Origin of the sequence: Fructilactobacillus sp. Tb1 (assembly GCF_050500285.1) — a bacterium.
Classification (GTDB): domain Bacteria; phylum Bacillota; class Bacilli; order Lactobacillales; family Lactobacillaceae; genus Fructilactobacillus.
Window position 1 is genome coordinate 166,559 of record NZ_CP191377.1, and the last position, 16,572, is coordinate 183,130.

Below are 16,572 nucleotides of genomic sequence, written 5' to 3' on the forward strand. Positions count from 1 at the left end.
TAGCCTCTTAAACTAAATCTGATTTTTCTAATTTGTGGTTTAAATATCCCGTTTCGTTCCATTGTTTCATGGTAAAGGTTTTACCATGGTCATTAGTTTCAATAATTGTGGTACTAGTATTAGCTAACCCTCCACGTTTACGTAAATCTTTGAGTGGCACACCTACTAGATTATTAATTAAAGCATTCAAAGCGGCCCCATGACTAACAAATAAGATATTATCGTCATCATCAAAATTTTGGGCTACTTCCATAATTTTACTTTTCATGCGTTTAATCAATTCCTGAAATGTTTCCCCACCAATTTCGCTTGGATCATATTGGTCTGGATGGTTTCTAAAGTTATCAAAAGTTTGGGGAAATTGTTGCTGAGCATCCGTGAACTTCATACCTTCCATTTTACCCAATTTAAACTCTTCTAAGCGATTATCTAATGATAGTGGGACAAGATAATCAAGTTCACTTTTAATATGCTCTGCTGTGATTCTGGCACGTTTAATGGGACTTGCATAAATGTGTTTGAATTGAACTGATTTCAAGTATTGTCCAACTAAGGTCATTTCCGCATAACTTTGTGGTAAAAGTGGTGAATCACCACCAGCTCCTTGATAACGACTTTCGAGGTTCCATTCAGTTTTTCCGTGTCTAACAAAGTATAATTTCATGATTTCCATCCTATTTTTAATCTACTGTTATTATGTCATTTTAACCCTAGATAATCAAAAAAGCTCGACTAAAAAGTCGGGCTTTAATTTATACGTATTGTAATTCTTTATTGTCTTTGAAAGCAGCATCAATGGTAGCGTAACCAAGACATTCGTCGCCATCATAAAAGACCACGGCTTGTCCAGGAGTTACGGCACGAGCTGGTTCATCAAAATCAACTTTAACGTGTTGACCATCTTCTGAAACGTGCACAGTAACTGGTACATCAGTTTGACGATAACGGAACTTAGCGGTACAACGGAAATCATTTCCACGATCATTACCATCTACCCAAGAAACTTCTGAGGCAGTTAAGTAATCAGCGTAAAGATGAGGATTTTCATAACCTTTACCAACATAAAGAATGTTTTTAGAAAGGTCTTTTCCAACTACGAACCAAGGACGGTTATCTTTACCGTCTCCACCGATTCCAAGTCCTTTACGTTGACCGATAGTGTAGTACATCAAACCAACGTGTTCCCCTTTCACTTCACCATCCATCGTCATCATTTTTCCTGACTTGGCTGGAATGTAGTTACTAAGGAACTTATTAAAGTTATTAGGTCCAATGAAACAAACTCCCATTGAATCTTTTTTGTCAGCTACATAAAGATTAGCTTCATGGGCAATTTCTCGTACTTCTGGCTTAGTCATGCCACCAATTGGAAACATAACGCGGTCGAGTTGTTCAGCTGATAATTGACTTAAGAAGTAAGTTTGGTCTTTGTTCAAATCAGTTGAGCGAAGCAAATGGTTTTTCCCATTTTCATCACGTTTAAGTTGAGCATAGTGTCCCATTGCAATGTAATCAGCACCTAAGTCCATTGCATAGTCTAAAAAGGCTTTGTATTTTACTTCGGTATTACATAAAACATCAGGATTAGGAGTTCTTCCCCGACGATATTCGTCTAGGAAATACGTAAATACTCGGTCATAATATTCTTTTTCAAAGTTCACTGAGTAATACGGAATTCCAATTTGGTTGGCCACATGGGCCACGTCTTTGAAATCTTCAGTAGCGGTACAAACACCATTATCATCAGTGTCATCCCAGTTCTTCATGAAGACTCCAATTACATCATATCCTTGCTTTTTGAGTAAGTAGGCAGCGACTGAAGAGTCAACTCCCCCACTCATTCCAACAACGACACGAGTCTTGCTGTTATCTTTCATAACATCACCATCATTCTTATAGATTCAGAAATCCACGATTTGAAGGTCGTAATTCCAGTAATTACTATCATACGATATAGAACACCCGGTTTGCAAGTGATTACAGCTCTCTGTAATCAGAATTTAACCAATAAAAAAGAGTAATCCCGAAAGATCACTCTAATTAATTTATATTTTTATAAACACATTTCTCAAAATAAAATTATTCATAATAAAATCAAACTGTTCACGTTCTACCTCATATTTAGCAGTTGTAAAAATATCGAGTTCTTTTAATTCAGAACCATCCACTACTGCCATTTTAAAAGTTTTAAGGTCAGCATTAATCATTACTTTAAGTTTAATTGATTTTTTTAAATAAGGAGAATTAGGATCTAATGAACGTTTATATTCAAAGTTCCCATTTCTGGTCTTAGTAAATCCAAGATCACTCAAAGTATATAACTTCAAGTTGGGATTAAGCTGATATTTTTGGGTATCACCTTTCAAACTAACTTCTTTAGTAAATGCCATTACTTTGCCCTTCTTTTATTTAATCTAGCTACAATTTTTGCAGTGGTTTCAATAAAACCGGTGACATCAGCTTCAGTAGTGTAGCGACCAAAACTAACCCGAATTGATTCACTAATTCGAGGATTGTCTTTGCCATACATGGCAATCAAGACGTGTGATGGTTCCAAGTTACCAGCAGTACATGCTGATCCACCTGAAATAGCATAACCATCTAAATCAAGGTTGTTTTGCATAACATAAGTGGAAATTCCTTTAATCCAAAGATTTAAAACATGAGGTGAACTAGTTTCGTCCATTGCACCATTAACTTCAAAGTCAATGTTATGTTCTTTAAACCCATCTACAATTTGTTGTTTGAAACCACGGAAACGTGCTTCCCTGGTAGCTTTTTCTTCCGGAGTTAAAGTCTTAACCGCCGCAGCAAAACCTGCAATTCCTGGAACATTTTCAGTTCCGGCCCGACGTTTTTCTTCCTGATCTCCACCAAGAATGTAACTAGTGAATTTCAAGCCATCTTTACGATATAAAAATCCCATCATCTTGGGACCATTAATCTTGTGAGCAGAAGTTGATAATAAATCAATATGATCACGTTTAACATCAATATCAGTTAAACCATAAGCTTGCACTGCATCAGTGTGGAACCAAGCTTGATGATCTTTGAGGAGTTCTCCAATTTCATGAATTGGCATTTCACTACCAACTTCATTGTTAACTGACATAATTGAAACCAAAATTGTTTCATCATCTAAAGCCGCTTTTAAATCATCCATGGAAATCTGACCAGTTTCATCAACTGGTAGATAAGTAACTCGAAAACCGTGATCTTCCAAATACTTCATGGGTTTTAAAATTGCTTCGTGTTCAACTGCGGTTGTAATAATGTGATTACCTAGTGATTTGCGGGCTTCCGCCGTGCGAATTACAGCTGTATTATCACTTTCACTACCACCACTAGTAAAGACAATTTCATTGTCATCCGCGTTAATGCTTTGCGCAATCACGTGACGACTATCTTCTAAAACTGCTTTGGATTCACGTCCCAAACCATAAAGGGTTGAGGCATTACCAAACAAGTTTTTGTATTTATCAGTTAATTCAGCTAAAACTTCATCCGAGATTGGTGTCGTTGCAGCGTTATCTAAATAAACTTCATTCATAAATTAACCTTCTTTTTATTTTGCTAATAAATTCAAAATCATTTGAGCTGATTGGCGACCAGCTTGCACGATAAATTCAGTGAAACTTTGGTTAGCAGATTCATCACCAGTATCTGACATAGCACGAACGACTACGTAAGGTACGTTAAATTGATGAGCAACTTGGCCAACGGCAGCACCTTCCATTTCACCAGCTAATACATCTGGGAAATGTTTCTTAATTTCGTCAATCATAGCTTTTCCAGCGATAAATTGGTCACCAGTTACAATCAAACCATAGTGGACATTTAAGCCACTATCTTTTGATGCATCACCGATTTTTTTACCCCATTCCTTATCAGCTTCAAAACGAGCTGGTTGTCCTGGTAATTGACCCCATGCTTGGCCATCAGCAGTACAGTTAACATCGTGGTAAGCAGTTTCAGTTGAGATAACAATATCTCCAACTTTCAATCCTTCACCTAATCCAGCAGCTGAGCCAGAGTGAATCATAATATCAATATCAAAATTAGTAAGTAATAAGGCAGCGGTAATTCCGGCTTCGACCTTACCAATTCCTGATTTAACTAAGACCACGTTTTTACCACTAATAGTTCCTTTGTAGAAAGGAAGTGTACCAATCACAATTTCTTCTTCATTATCAAGGGCAGCTTTTAATTCCTTGATTTCTTCGTCCATGGCACAGATAATTCCAAATGTTTTCAAATTCTTACTCCTATTTTTTATCCAACATAGCGCATAATGGCTAATACTAAAATTAATAAAACTATCAAAATTCCAATGGCAATGTTTAATCGGCGACCGAGTCGTTTTTGTTTAAACTCTTCTGTGTCTCGTTCAGAACGAGATCCTACAGTTGGTTGTCCTGGAATTTTGTCGTCAATTTCATCTTTAAAATGATTTAATTCAGTTGATCCAAAATGATGCTTACGCGATTGTTCCTTAAATTGCGAACGAGTCAACTTCTCATTTTGTTGATCATTTTCATCATACATATTGTTAACCTACTTTTGCATTAGTTCCCAGTATTGAATGGCCATGATAGTTTTACAATCAACAATTTTACCATCATCAACTAATTTTTTAGCTTCAGCTAATGTATATTCACCAATTTCAAGGAATTCACCATCGTCACGAGGCAATTCATTTTTAACTGGGGTCAAATCAGTAGCTAAATAAAGATACATGTATTCATCCGTAAAACCACTTGATGTATAGAATGAATATAATTCACGAATGGTTTTAGCATCGTAACGAACTTCTTCGTTCAGTTCACGTTGCACAGCATGAATTTCATTTCCTTTATCGCGGTCATCTAATTTTCCCGCTGGAATTTCAATCATAACTGCTTTGGCTGGTTCACGCCATTGCTTTTCTAAAATCATCTTGTTGTCATCCGTAATCACTAACATCGCAACTGCTTCAGCATGATGAACAACATCACGGTGGGCTGTTTTTCCGTTAGCTAATCGCACAGTTTCTTGTTCAACGCGAATAATTTCACCATCATATTTTAAATCACTTTTAATTTCTGTTTCTTTTAAATCCATGTCATTCCTCCACGAATAAAATCATTATATTTAAAATTATAAAGCAATCTATCTAGCTAATTCAATCTTAGCAGCTTGAAATCCATGTTGGCCCTTAGCCTTCACAAATGTCACTACATCACCAACTTGAATTGCTTTGGGTGTTCCTGAAATAATTCCAGTAATGTGCATAAAAACATCATTACCATCTGGATCAACAATATATCCAAATCCACGAGAACTATCGTAACTCTTAATTTTACCTTCCATTGTAATCCTCCTAAAACACAAAAAAATCGGGATTAAATCCCGATTTTTTGTTTGTTATTCTTCAAAGCCTTCTGTGGCAGTTTCTGGGAATTCATCACGTACAATTTTAGCACATCGTGCACAAAATTCGGGATAATCTGCATCACTACCGACATCAGTCTTGATTAAACGACAACGTTCACATACTTTACCATCGGCGTGTTGAACTTCGATAGCAAGGTTATCACCAAATGTAGTTACATCATCTTCTGCATCTTCAATTGGTTTGATTTCAAGTTCTGAAACCATCAAGATTTGTGCAACATCAACGTTTAAGTCAGCTAAAGCTTTTTTAGTTGCTTCATCAACGTATAAGATTAACTTAGCTTCTGAAGGTTTACCAATCACTTTATCGTTTCTGGCATCTTCCATTGCTTTAAGCACATCTTTACGTAATTTAAGGAAGTTCGCATATTCTGCAAGTACTTCTTTTTCATTATCAAAATGTTTTGGTTCTGGCATTTCAGCTAATTGAACAAATTCTTCTGGTTCTTGTAAGAAGCCCCAGATTTCTTCAGTAGTATGTGGCAAGATTGGTGTCAATAACTTAGTTAAATCAACCAATGCTTCATACATCACTGTTTGCATACCACGACGACGTTTGTCATCTTCAGCATCAACGTAAAGAATATCTTTAGCAAAGTCTAGGTAAAAAGCTGATAAATCAGCAGTCAAGAAGGCCATGATTTCTTTGTTGATAGTCATGAAGTCGTAGTTATCAAAAGCAGTTTTAACGTTTTCAACTAATTGGTTAAGTTTGATTAACATGTATTGGTCGACTGAAGTTAAATCTTCGTATGCAACGGCATCTTTTTCAGCGTCAAAGTCACTTGTGTTAGCTAATAAGTAACGAACTGTGTTACGGATTTTCTTGTATGAATCACCAACAGTCTTGAAGTTACCCATTGAAACACGGACGTCAGCTGAAGTATCAACACTAGTTACCCAGAGTCTGATAATATCAGCACCCATTTGTTTGATTACTTCTTCTGGTGCAATTGTATTACCAAGTGATTTACTCATCTTGTGACCTTTACCATCAAGGGTGAAACCTTGTGATAAGAGGTTCTTGTAAGGTGCGATACCATCGTAAGCCACACTAGTAATTAAACTAGAGTTAAACCAACCACGGTATTGATCTGAACCTTCAAGGTATAAATCAGCTGGGTAGGTTAATTGTGGACGTTCTGCAAGTACACCTTGGTGTGATGAACCAGAATCGAACCAAACATCCATAATGTCATTTTCTTTGGTAAATTTACCATTTGGAGAATGCACATTAGTGTAACCTTCTGGAAGTAAGTCTTTAGCTTCACGTTCAAACCAAACGTCTGATCCGTATTGACCGAATAAGTCAGCTACGTGATCAACCACTTCTTTGTCCATGATTGCTGTACCATCTTCACCGTAGAAGATTGGTAGTGGAACACCCCAAACACGTTGACGTGAAATTACCCAGTCACCACGATCACGAATCATGTTGTAAAGACGTTGTTTACCCCATGATGGATTGAAGTTAACTGTGTCAATGGCATCAAGAATTTCTTGACGAATCTTAGTTACTGATGCGAACCATTGTGGAGTTGCACGGTAAATGATTGGTTTCTTAGTTCTCCAATCAAATGGGTAACTATGTTCGTAAGGCATGTAGTAAACTAATTGACCTTGGTCTTTAAGCTTATCAAGTGCAACTTGGTTAGCATCTTCGTAGAAGACCCCTTCAAAGTCAGGACCGGCTTCTTTAGTTAAGTAACCTTTGTTATCAACTGGGGCAAAGATTGGAAGTCCATATTGTTTACCAATGATGTAATCATCTTCACCATAACCAGGAGCTGTATGAACAAGTCCAGTACCAGCATCATTGGTAACGAAGTCTCCAAGCATAGTTACTAATTTTTTGCTGCTATCAAATGGATGTTCTGCAAGGACGTTTTCAAGTTCACGACCTTTAACAGTCTTAAGGACTTTAACGTCTTTCCAACCAAACATTTCAGCATCTTTGTCTAATAGTTCAGTATCGAGAACATATTTCTTAGGATCATCATCGTGTTGCACAACTGCATAATCAAAATCAGGTGAAATAGTAATACCTTCAGAAGCTGGAATTGTCCAAGGAGTAGTAGTCCAAACAACCATGTATGTATCATCATTGTCTAAGATACCTTTTCCATCAACAACTTTTTCGGCGAAGAAAGCTGATGGTGATTCAACATCATGATATTCAACTTCTGCTTCAGCTAAAGCAGATTCTGATGACCATGACCAGATAACTGGTTTCAAACCTTTGTAGATTAAGCCTTTTTCAGCCATCTTACCAAAGACACGAACTTCAGCAGCTTCGTATTCAGGCATCAAAGTAAGATATGGATTATCCCAATCACCTTGTAACCCTAAACGTTTGAATTCAGTTCTTTGACGATCAACTTGTTTCAAAGCATATTCGTGACAAAGTTTTCTAAATTCATTAGTGGTCATTTTCTTACGATCATAACCAGCTTTTTTAAGTTGTTGTTCGATTGGTAGACCATGAGTATCCCATCCTGGAACAAATGGTGCACGGAAACCGTTCATTGATTTGTAACGAACGATGAAGTCCTTAGTGATTTTGTTCATGGCATGACCCATGTGAATATCACCATTAGCATATGGAGGACCATCATGAAGTACAAATGATGGTTTTCCTTCGTTTAATTTTTGACGTTGTTGATAAAGTTGGTTATCTTCCCAGAGTTTTTCACGTTCTAACTCTTTAACAGGAAGGTTCCCACGCATTTTGAACTTGGTTTTACCAAGGTTCAATGTGTCTTTAATACGCATAATTTCTCCTCCTTAAAATACAAAAAGACTCCGTCTACAAGGGACGAAGTCTTCGTGGTACCACCCAATTTTAGAACCATAAGCGGTTCTCTCATTGTTTACAATATTTAATTATTACTAAACTGATCTTTAATTCATTAGTGACTATTGAGCTTACACCATTTCTCAATTCGCTAAGGTATTAATGAATTACTTTCTGTTTTTAGTATAATGTTCTCACTTCACCATCTGGAAGAATTAAAACAGTAGGCATATCATACTTACTTTTTTTAATTCCTTCTGGTAAAGCTTGATTACTTTCAGAGTTTACACTTTGACTGGCTACATTGTCAAGGCTTTCTACTGAAGCTTTAATATTATCTAATTTTTGGTAGTCGACACCATCAATTAATTCTGCCCAATCTGATGACTTAGCAAAGTCTAATTGACTTTCTAACATACCAACCATTTTTTGTCTGAATGACTTTAATTGTTCGCGGTAATCGTTAGTTGAAATTGCTAAAGCAGCAGCTTGTTTTGAACATTCAGCAACGGCTTCATTAGCTTCTGATGTAGCTTTTTCCACTAATTCATTAGCTTTAGTTTGTGCCACTGCAATTGTTTCTTCTGCATCGCGATTAGCTTGTTTACGAACATTGTCAGCTGCTTCTTGTGCAACTAAAATAGAAGAATTCAAAGCACTTTTAAGGTCATCGTAGTTTGATAATTCAACAGATGTTTTCTTTAATTTCTCATTAAGACGTTCATTATCGTCTTTCAAAATTTGGTAATCTTTTGTTACTTGATCTAAGAAGTCATTAACTTCATCGATGTTGTAACCTCTCATTTTAGTGTTGAACTTTTTATTATGGATATCTTCGGCTGATAATACCATGTGAATCCCTCCCTATTTGTTTTTAATCACTTGAAACTCAACTTTATATTTATCTTTTTTCGAAAAACCATTATTTGCGATTAAACGAATTCGACCGTATCCTCGAACTGAAAGTAAATCATGAACTGCAATATCATAATCTGGTTTATCATATGTAAACCAATTTAAACGCACTTTATCATGCAGAATTAGCTCTTTTGCAACATTTCGCGAAATATGAAAAACAGCTGCAATAATGACATCCATGCGTAATGACGGCAGCGTTAAGTTAACCACTTTTGAATCATCAATAACATGTAAAATTTGATCAGCTGGGATGGGCACCAGCTTAACTTTAGTTCTGCCAATATGGTCAATTGAATTAATCAAATAAGATTCCATCGTCTTTTCAACGATTACTTCCCATTGTTCACCATCAGTGATGATGTCCCCTAATACACTCCGTTCAATTCCTGAACCCATAATTGTACCAAGAACCTGGCTATGCTTTATCGTTGCAAATTTGATTGGATAATCGATTTGCAAAACTGATAGCTCAAAATCTGATAATTGTGGTTCAAAATATTCCGGATAAATTAATCCACGTTTCATCTCTGCCCCTGCATACCCACCATTTGTGGCTAATTTAAGGTTTGGATAGCGGTTAACTAAGGTTTGTAGCAAATATATCTCTCGTCCATTTAAAAACTCGGTTAGAACCGGACGATACTCATTATTAGCACGTTCAATCCAATCACTAGCTGTTTGCATAAACGGAATTTCACTTTGTCTGAAGTGTTGCTGAATGTTTTCATTAATTGCCATTAGATCATCAAATTAATTAAGAAGTTGGTAATTCCAACTACTCCATATTGAATAAACCAAAGAGCAATAATTGCAACCATTGGTCCTAATCCAATCATTCCAATATGAATAAAATTAAAGTAATTTAAAAATGGTTCAACTACTCGATTAATCAGTTGGCCAAGCTTTGATTCACTTGCACCTGGAAACCAAGATAGTAAGGCCCAAATTACAATCAAGAAAATATAGATATTAATAGCATAATAAAGCAAGGTTCCAATTAAATTAATTACTGTAATCATTATTAGTCTCCAAACGTTTATTAAAGCGTTTTTTTACATCACCATCGATTGCGAAACTCTTTGGTGCACATAAATAAACATGTTCATCAATTTGTTGAATGCTACCATCAATTGAAAAAATAGTTCCACTTATATAATCAACGATTCTACGAATGGTTACTGGTTGGACATTTTCCATTTTAATCAAAACAGCATTTCCATCCAGTAGTTTTCTTGCAATGCTTTTAGCATCAGCATAAATCCGTGGTTCCATGATGTTAATTTTACTGTCTGGCACTCTATTTTCAGTCATTGAAAGTACCTTTCTTGGATTAGAATTCACAATTTGATTTGTATTATCATAATCTTCGGTTGCATTATCATCTGGCATCCCAAAAAAACTATTAAAAATATTTTTAGACATGGTTACACCTCGCTACTAATTGTTACGATATTTAAAGTTGAATGGTGGAACATCATCGTTTGTATCAGTATTTGTATCGTTATTTTCAGAAGTTTTGAATGGTTCGAAATCTTTCTTTTCAACGTTTTCAAAACGGCGATCATCTACTGATGTATTGTCATTTGTATCATCTTTATCAACTCTAGTTGGTTCAACAACTCTAGTATTTGATTTAACTGCTGAACGGATCCCAGTAGTACTTACAACTGGATCAGTTTCATCGTCAATTCCAGTTGCAATAACTGAAACGCTAATTTCGTCTCCCATGTTTTCATCAATTGATGTACCAAAGATAAAGTTAGCATCTTCTGAAGTTGCTTCACGAATAATGTCAGCTGCTTCACTAGCTTCAAAGATTCCTAAATCGCTACCAGTAATATTTAATAGAATATCTCTAGCTCCTGCAATTGAAACTTCAAGTAATGGTGAATTGATAGCTTTTTTAGTTGCTTCAGCAGCACGGTTTTCACCAGAAGCTACCCCAACACCCATTAAAGCAGTTCCTTTGTTCTTCATAACTGAAGTAACATCAGCAAAATCCAAGTTAATGTATCCAGGGTGAGTAATCAAGTCAGAAATCCCTTGAACACCTTGACGTAAAACATTATCAGCATCATGTAATGCACCTAAGAAAGTAGTCTTCTTATCGGCCATTTCCAAGATTTGGTTGTTTGAAATAACAACCATAGTGTCAACGTTTTGTTTTAATGCATCAAGACCTTCACTGGCATTGTGTGAACGAGCTGGTCCTTCAAAAGTAAATGGACGGGTCACAACTGCAACAGTTAAAGCACCCATACCTTTAGCAATTTTAGCAATGATTGGAGCAGCACCGTTACCAGTACCTCCACCCATTCCAGCAGTAACAAAGACCATGTTGGCACCTTTAAGCGCATTGGCAATATCTTCTTGACTTTCTTCAGCAGCTTTGGCACCAATTTCTGGTTTTGATCCGGCCCCTAAACCTCTAGTTAATTTTGGTCCAAGGTTAATTTTAGTTTCAGCTTTTGAATCATTTAATGCTTGAACATCAGTGTTTGCGGCAATAAATTCAACACCTTCAACACCATCTTCAATCATACGGTTAACGGCATTTCCACCACCACCACCAACACCAATAACTTTGATGTTAGCACCTTGGGTAGCATTTTGATCGATTGAGTAATCCATTATCTAATCTCCTGTTTATTCAAAGAAATTTTTAAAAGCAAATTTTGATTTTTCTTTTTTAGGTTTCTTTTCATCTTTTTTTAATTTTTTTAGTGAACTGAAGATCCCTTCATGATTTTCTTTTTCAGCTCTTTGTGGCTTTTGTGCTTTTTCACGACGAGTTGGTGTAGGATCTTCAACATATTCTTCTTCTGGTTCTGATTGAGTGCTTTCAAAGTAGAAATTATCATCAAATCCAGAACGAACTACTTTAGCAATTTCGTCTAATCCACTAGCATAATCAACTAACGATAACGCATTTGAAAATGATGCATGACGAAGTCCCATTTGATTTGGTGTATAAATACGTACATTTATTCCAAATGTATTGGCAGCTAATTCAGCAATCCCATGCATTGAAGAAACTCCACCAGTAAGTACAATTCCACCAGGCATATCTAAGGCATTAACGTTAGCTAATTTTTCACGTAAACGACCAAAAATTTGTTCCAATCGGGCTTGAATAATTTGAGCTAACAACTTTTCTGAAACGTTTTCTGGTTGACCCTTACCAACTACATCAACGGGAAAAGTATTTTCTGAAGATGCTTGATCTGAATCGGCAAAACCATATTCACGTTTAATATTTTCAGCATCTTTTAATGAGGTACTTAAAACAGCTGAAATATCACGAGTAATAAATTGACCACCTTCATGATCAACGTCGACATATTTTAATTCATAATTATGAATTACAGCTGCAGTAGATTGTCCACCACCTAGATCGATTAAAATAGTTCCAAAATCCTGTTCAGGATCGCTAAGAATCGTACGACCTTCTGCTTCAGCGCTAACTACCATCATATCAATGCTTAAGCCAGCATTTTCAACTGCTTTACGAACGTTATGTATGATTGTCTTAGGTCCAGTAATAATCCGACCTTCAAGTTCTAAATGAGAACCAACCATTCCGCGTGGATCTGGAATTTGATCAATTCCATCAATTTTAAATTCTTCGGGAATTAAATCAATTAATTCACGTTCTTGTGGGATATTATTTGCAATTGCTGCTTGGGCAACTTCGGCAATATCTTGATTATCAATTTCTTGAGAGCTATCAGGTCGATTAATCATACCTGAACAATGACTAATCGAAATCTTATCAGCGGGTAATCCTACGACTACACTACTAATTTGTACTCCGGATTTAGCTTCAGCCTGAGAAATGGTTTTTTTTATAGCTTGGGCAGCTTTATCAATATCAACAATGATACCGCGGCTAACCCCGGCAGACTCTTCGTTTCCAACTCCAATTACACTAACTTGTCCGTCAACTCGTTGGGCAACAATAGCTTTGATTGAAGTAGAACCAATATCCAACCCAATGTAAATATCTGACTCATTCATAGCTTTGGAACCTCCTGATTATCTAATTGTTTTTTATACCTATATAAAATAAGTTTAACATACATAATTTATTTTTAATTACTTAATTGGTGTCGCATAGGCACCATATTCCATATTTACAACGCTAGGCCGTTTTAATGTGGTTTTTATGCTAGGATAGTATGACAATTTATGTGCCATTTCGCTACTTTTTAAAATTATTTGATTTTTATCATTTAAAAAGATTCGTATTTTTTGTGGATCATCACTATTTGCTTCATTTTTAATTTCTTTAACATCAGATTTTAAATCACTAGGCATTTTTTCATATTGTAATAAGCAAGCTTTAATCTGTTCTGATTTTTTAAAACCATTAAAAACAACTACATTGACTGAATTATCAACTTTTACTGATTTATTACTAATTACCCCATTAATATTAACTGGAAATAACTTTTTATCCTTCTTCACATATGCATGAAAATCATAAAACTTAACATTAATAACAGCTTGATTATAATGTTTCCAACCAATATGGACACTTTTAACATTAAGATCACGCGCTTTTAAAATGTTGATTGCTTTAGTTTGATTAGCTTTTACCATCATCAATGAGTCACCACTTTTTATCGGTAACGCATTGATAACTTGTCGTTGATTTTGTGATGCATTAACTATTACTGATTTAACGGTACTTAATGGTGATATAAAATACAACGCGATGACACCAATTATAATAAAAATAAAGCTCAGTGGTAATACTGTCTTCAGCATTTGCTTATGTCGACTTTTACGAATACTTTTATTCTTTCTTCCAACCCGTAAGCGACTGTTGCGTTTAACTTTTTTAGCTACATAATCTTGCAAATGCTCATTTTCAATCTCGTCATTTTCAGCTGCATCTGAAGAATTATGAATATCTTTCATAACTTTTCACCCAAACCTATTATTTATTGTGACTAGCAATTGCACTCTTACATAGATTAAGAAGTTGATCTGCTGCATCGGTAACGCCCATTTCTTTAGCGTTAGCTGCCATTTCTTTACGACGTTGATCATCATTCATTAATAGATCAACCTTAGTTACCAATGATTTTCCGTTCAAATCCTGTTCTGTTTCTAAAATTGCAGCAGAATTTTTAACTAAACTCATTGCGTTTTTGGTTTGATGATCAGCGGTAACATACGGACTTGGAATTAGAATTGAGGGAATACCAAGTGCAGTAATTTCAGCTAAACTAGTTGCACCAGCACGACCAACAATTAAAGCAACTTTAGGAAGTACCTCTGGCATGTTTGAAATATAAGGTAAAACCTTAATATTGTCATTTACAGTAACATCTTTAAGTGCAGTTTGAACATCATTAAAGCGACGTTTACCAGTTACAAACACGACTTGATAATTTTTCTTATCAAATTCTGGAATAGCTTCAACTGAGGCACTGTTAATTTTTAATGCACCTTGACTTCCACCAAAGATTAAAACCGTGGGAACGTCATCTTTCAAACCAATTTCTGACCAAGAAAAATTACTCTTAATGTTAGCAACTTGTTGAGCTCTAGGATTTCCAGTAAATACAACTTTTTCTTCTGGAAATTGTGCTTTAGCGTCATCAAAAGCAATTCCAATTTTATCTACATAACGACTAAGAAATTTGTTTGTCCAACCAACCACGCTATTTTGTTCGTGAATAACAGTGGGAATACCCATTTTAGCAGCAGCAAATAAAACAGCTCCAGATACATATCCACCAGTTCCAACAACTACATCAGGTTTAAAATCTTTAATAATTTTTTTGGCTTCATGAACACTCTTAAGGAACAAATATACTGTTTCAAAGTTATACAAACTAAATAACTTACGTTTAAATCCTTGAATCTTCAAAGCTTCAAATTTAAGCCCTTTTTCAGGTACAATGTTCTTTTCAAGTCCTCGTTCAGATCCAACATATAAAACATCAGCATTTCTATCTTGAGCCTGCAAAGCTTCTACAAGTGATAAGGCTGGGTAAATATGGCCCCCAGTTCCTCCACCAGATACAATCATCTTCATAATTACTCCTCCTTTTGGCCAGTTAACTTTTCAACATCTTTAATAAATTGATCTCCACGATCTTCAAAACTAGGGAATTGATCCCAACTAGCGTTTGCAGGAGAAAGTAGGATAATATCACCTGGTTTACTCATATCATAAGCAACTGGAACAGCTTCATCAAGATTATCAACGACTTTGATTTGTGGAACTCCTGCCTTTTCAGCACTATCTTTCAATAATTGGGCAGTTTCACCAAATAAGACAATTCCAGCTAAATGTTCTTTAAAATCTTGTTCTAATTTTTCAAAAGTATAGCCACGATCTAAGCCACCAGCAAGAAGTACAATTGGTTTCTTAAATCCCTCAACCGCCATTTGAGTTGCTTCGATATCAGTAGCTTTTGAATCATTATAGAATTCACGACCATCTGCAGTAAGTACGTATTGATTACGGTGACGAACCCCACCAAAGTTTTTAAGTACTTTAACAATTTTTTCGGTAGGAACACCAGATAAGCGGGCAACTGCAATAGCAGCTAAAGCATTTTCAACATTTTGTTCACCTGGAACCCGAATATCCTTGGATTCCATGATATATTCATCACGGAAGTACAATTTGCCATCGCGTTGATAAGCCCCATCTTCATAATCACCCTTGGCTGAGAAAGGCACAATTTGGGCATGACTACGTTTAGTCAAATCACGCCATTCTTTGCGATCAAAATTCATTACTAAATAATCATTAGGGGTTTGATTTTTAGTAATTTGCATTTTAGCATTAATGTAATTTTCACGAGTTTTGTGATAATCCAAATGATTTTCAAAGATGTTAGTAATTACTGCGATATGAGGATGCAAACTAGTAATACCTAAGAGCATAAAACTTGATAGTTCCATGACAATTTCATCATCTTTGGTTGCTTTTTCTGCTACTTTAGTAGCGGAAATTCCAATGTTACCAGCCCGATATGCATGTCCTTTTTTATTCCCAGCATCAAGCATTTCCCAAATCATGGTTGTAGTCGTTGTCTTACCATTACTTCCAGTAACTCCAATTAATTGTGCATCAGCAATTTCACTAGCTAATTCAATTTCTACAATTACTGGAATGTTTTTCTTTTCAGCTTCCTTAACTAACGGAACGTCATAGTTAATTCCAGGGTTTTTTACCATTAAATCAGTATTATCTAGTAAAGATAATGGTGAATCACCTGCTACGACTTTAACTCCTGATTTAACTAATTCATCATAATCAGCAATGTCAGCGGCTGACTTAGCATCAGTTAAAGTAACATTAGCACCTAATTTAACTAATAACTTAGCTGCATTGGTTCCACTTAAACCAGCACCAAATACTAAAACATTTTTATTTTTATAATCATTAATTTGTTTCATTT

18 protein-coding genes are annotated in these 16,572 nt (G+C 35.7%); all 18 read right to left on the minus strand.

Annotation, left to right across the window (positions count from 1 at the left end):
• Positions 1–7: 7 nt before the first annotated feature.
• Positions 8–664 (minus strand): histidine phosphatase family protein, encoded by a 657-nt coding sequence (locus ACQW5G_RS00970; protein ID WP_429971239.1) that lies wholly within the window; start codon positions 662–664, stop codon positions 8–10.
• Positions 665–752: 88 nt separating this feature from the next.
• A complete protein-coding gene (gene mnmA / locus ACQW5G_RS00975; RefSeq protein ID WP_429971240.1) occupies positions 753–1,877 on the minus strand; it encodes a tRNA 2-thiouridine(34) synthase MnmA in 1,125 nt (374 codons plus the stop codon).
• A 168-nt stretch (positions 1,878–2,045) separates the two neighbouring features.
• On the minus strand, positions 2,046–2,390 hold the full coding sequence (locus ACQW5G_RS00980; protein ID WP_429971241.1) for a DUF1831 domain-containing protein: 345 nt from the start codon (positions 2,388–2,390) through the stop codon (positions 2,046–2,048).
• Entirely contained in the window at positions 2,390–3,550 is a 1,161-nt protein-coding gene (locus ACQW5G_RS00985; RefSeq protein ID WP_429971242.1) for a cysteine desulfurase family protein, read from the minus strand. The genes ACQW5G_RS00980 and ACQW5G_RS00985 overlap by 1 nt, the downstream gene beginning before the upstream one ends.
• Before the next feature lie 15 nt (positions 3,551–3,565).
• The gene (locus ACQW5G_RS00990; RefSeq protein ID WP_429971243.1) at positions 3,566–4,255 is read right to left on the minus strand and encodes a 5'-methylthioadenosine/adenosylhomocysteine nucleosidase; all 690 of its coding nucleotides are present in this window, start codon (positions 4,253–4,255) and stop codon (positions 3,566–3,568) included.
• Between the two features lie 17 nt (positions 4,256–4,272).
• Entirely contained in the window at positions 4,273–4,545 is a 273-nt protein-coding gene (locus ACQW5G_RS00995; RefSeq protein ID WP_429971244.1) for a hypothetical protein, read from the minus strand.
• Between the two features lie 9 nt (positions 4,546–4,554).
• Positions 4,555–5,100 carry an NUDIX hydrolase gene (locus ACQW5G_RS01000; protein ID WP_429971246.1) on the minus strand — a complete coding sequence of 182 codons (546 nt, stop codon included), beginning with the start codon at positions 5,098–5,100 and terminating at the stop codon, positions 4,555–4,557.
• Between the two features lie 48 nt (positions 5,101–5,148).
• On the minus strand, positions 5,149–5,349 hold the full coding sequence (locus ACQW5G_RS01005) for a cold-shock protein (protein ID WP_429971248.1): 201 nt from the start codon (positions 5,347–5,349) through the stop codon (positions 5,149–5,151).
• Between the two features lie 54 nt (positions 5,350–5,403).
• A complete protein-coding gene (gene ileS / locus ACQW5G_RS01010; protein ID WP_429971250.1) occupies positions 5,404–8,205 on the minus strand; it encodes an isoleucine--tRNA ligase in 2,802 nt (933 codons plus the stop codon).
• A 202-nt stretch (positions 8,206–8,407) separates the two neighbouring features.
• The gene (locus ACQW5G_RS01015; RefSeq protein ID WP_429971251.1) at positions 8,408–9,079 is read right to left on the minus strand and encodes a DivIVA domain-containing protein; all 672 of its coding nucleotides are present in this window, start codon (positions 9,077–9,079) and stop codon (positions 8,408–8,410) included.
• Between the two features lie 12 nt (positions 9,080–9,091).
• Positions 9,092–9,883, minus strand: a complete 792-nt coding sequence (locus ACQW5G_RS01020) for an RNA-binding protein (protein WP_429971252.1) — start codon at positions 9,881–9,883, stop codon at positions 9,092–9,094.
• Positions 9,883–10,164 (minus strand): YggT family protein, encoded by a 282-nt coding sequence (locus ACQW5G_RS01025; RefSeq protein ID WP_429971253.1) that lies wholly within the window; start codon positions 10,162–10,164, stop codon positions 9,883–9,885. The genes ACQW5G_RS01020 and ACQW5G_RS01025 overlap by 1 nt, the downstream gene beginning before the upstream one ends.
• Positions 10,148–10,567 (minus strand): cell division protein SepF, encoded by a 420-nt coding sequence (locus ACQW5G_RS01030; RefSeq protein ID WP_429971254.1) that lies wholly within the window; start codon positions 10,565–10,567, stop codon positions 10,148–10,150. The genes ACQW5G_RS01025 and ACQW5G_RS01030 overlap by 17 nt, the downstream gene beginning before the upstream one ends.
• Positions 10,568–10,582: 15 nt before the next feature.
• Positions 10,583–11,776: a cell division protein FtsZ gene (gene ftsZ / locus ACQW5G_RS01035; protein ID WP_429971255.1), complete on the minus strand. Its 1,194-nt coding sequence runs from the start codon at positions 11,774–11,776 to the stop codon at positions 10,583–10,585.
• Positions 11,777–11,791: 15 nt separating this feature from the next.
• A complete protein-coding gene (gene ftsA / locus ACQW5G_RS01040) occupies positions 11,792–13,162 on the minus strand; it encodes a cell division protein FtsA (RefSeq protein ID WP_429971256.1) in 1,371 nt (456 codons plus the stop codon).
• Positions 13,163–13,240: 78 nt separating this feature from the next.
• The gene (locus ACQW5G_RS01045; protein ID WP_429971257.1) at positions 13,241–14,068 is read right to left on the minus strand and encodes a cell division protein FtsQ/DivIB; all 828 of its coding nucleotides are present in this window, start codon (positions 14,066–14,068) and stop codon (positions 13,241–13,243) included.
• A gap of 19 nt (positions 14,069–14,087) precedes the next feature.
• Entirely contained in the window at positions 14,088–15,194 is a 1,107-nt protein-coding gene (gene murG / locus ACQW5G_RS01050) for an undecaprenyldiphospho-muramoylpentapeptide beta-N-acetylglucosaminyltransferase (protein WP_429971258.1), read from the minus strand.
• A gap of 2 nt (positions 15,195–15,196) precedes the next feature.
• Complete coding sequence (murD, locus tag ACQW5G_RS01055; protein ID WP_429971259.1) at positions 15,197–16,570, minus strand: UDP-N-acetylmuramoyl-L-alanine--D-glutamate ligase; 1,374 nt, start codon at positions 16,568–16,570, stop codon at positions 15,197–15,199.
• Positions 16,571–16,572 lie beyond the last annotated feature (2 nt).

Excerpts from the sequence above, each read along its gene's own strand:
- murD (WP_429971259.1), bottom strand. The coding sequence starts at position 16,570 with ATGAAACAAATTAATGATTATAAAAATAAAAATGTTTTAGTATTTGGT.
- ACQW5G_RS01020 (WP_429971252.1), bottom strand. The coding sequence starts at position 9,883 with ATGGCAATTAATGAAAACATTCAGCAACACTTCAGACAAAGTGAAATT.
- ACQW5G_RS00980 (WP_429971241.1), bottom strand. The coding sequence starts at position 2,390 with ATGGCATTTACTAAAGAAGTTAGTTTGAAAGGTGATACCCAAAAATAT.
- ileS (WP_429971250.1), bottom strand. The coding sequence starts at position 8,205 with ATGCGTATTAAAGACACATTGAACCTTGGTAAAACCAAGTTCAAAATG.
- ACQW5G_RS01000 (WP_429971246.1), bottom strand. The coding sequence starts at position 5,100 with ATGGATTTAAAAGAAACAGAAATTAAAAGTGATTTAAAATATGATGGT.
- ftsZ (WP_429971255.1), bottom strand. The coding sequence starts at position 11,776 with ATGGATTACTCAATCGATCAAAATGCTACCCAAGGTGCTAACATCAAA.
- murG (WP_429971258.1), bottom strand. The coding sequence starts at position 15,194 with ATGAAGATGATTGTATCTGGTGGAGGAACTGGGGGCCATATTTACCCA.
- ftsA (WP_429971256.1), bottom strand. The coding sequence starts at position 13,162 with ATGAATGAGTCAGATATTTACATTGGGTTGGATATTGGTTCTACTTCA.
- ACQW5G_RS00995 (WP_429971244.1), bottom strand. The coding sequence starts at position 4,545 with ATGTATGATGAAAATGATCAACAAAATGAGAAGTTGACTCGTTCGCAA.
- ACQW5G_RS00985 (WP_429971242.1), bottom strand. The coding sequence starts at position 3,550 with ATGAATGAAGTTTATTTAGATAACGCTGCAACGACACCAATCTCGGAT.
- ACQW5G_RS01005 (WP_429971248.1), bottom strand. The coding sequence starts at position 5,349 with ATGGAAGGTAAAATTAAGAGTTACGATAGTTCTCGTGGATTTGGATAT.
- mnmA (WP_429971240.1), bottom strand. The coding sequence starts at position 1,877 with ATGAAAGATAACAGCAAGACTCGTGTCGTTGTTGGAATGAGTGGGGGA.
- ACQW5G_RS01015 (WP_429971251.1), bottom strand. The coding sequence starts at position 9,079 with ATGGTATTATCAGCCGAAGATATCCATAATAAAAAGTTCAACACTAAA.
- ACQW5G_RS00970 (WP_429971239.1), bottom strand. The coding sequence starts at position 664 with ATGAAATTATACTTTGTTAGACACGGAAAAACTGAATGGAACCTCGAA.
- ACQW5G_RS01025 (WP_429971253.1), bottom strand. The coding sequence starts at position 10,164 with ATGATTACAGTAATTAATTTAATTGGAACCTTGCTTTATTATGCTATT.
- ACQW5G_RS01030 (WP_429971254.1), bottom strand. The coding sequence starts at position 10,567 with ATGTCTAAAAATATTTTTAATAGTTTTTTTGGGATGCCAGATGATAAT.
- ACQW5G_RS01045 (WP_429971257.1), bottom strand. The coding sequence starts at position 14,068 with ATGAAAGATATTCATAATTCTTCAGATGCAGCTGAAAATGACGAGATT.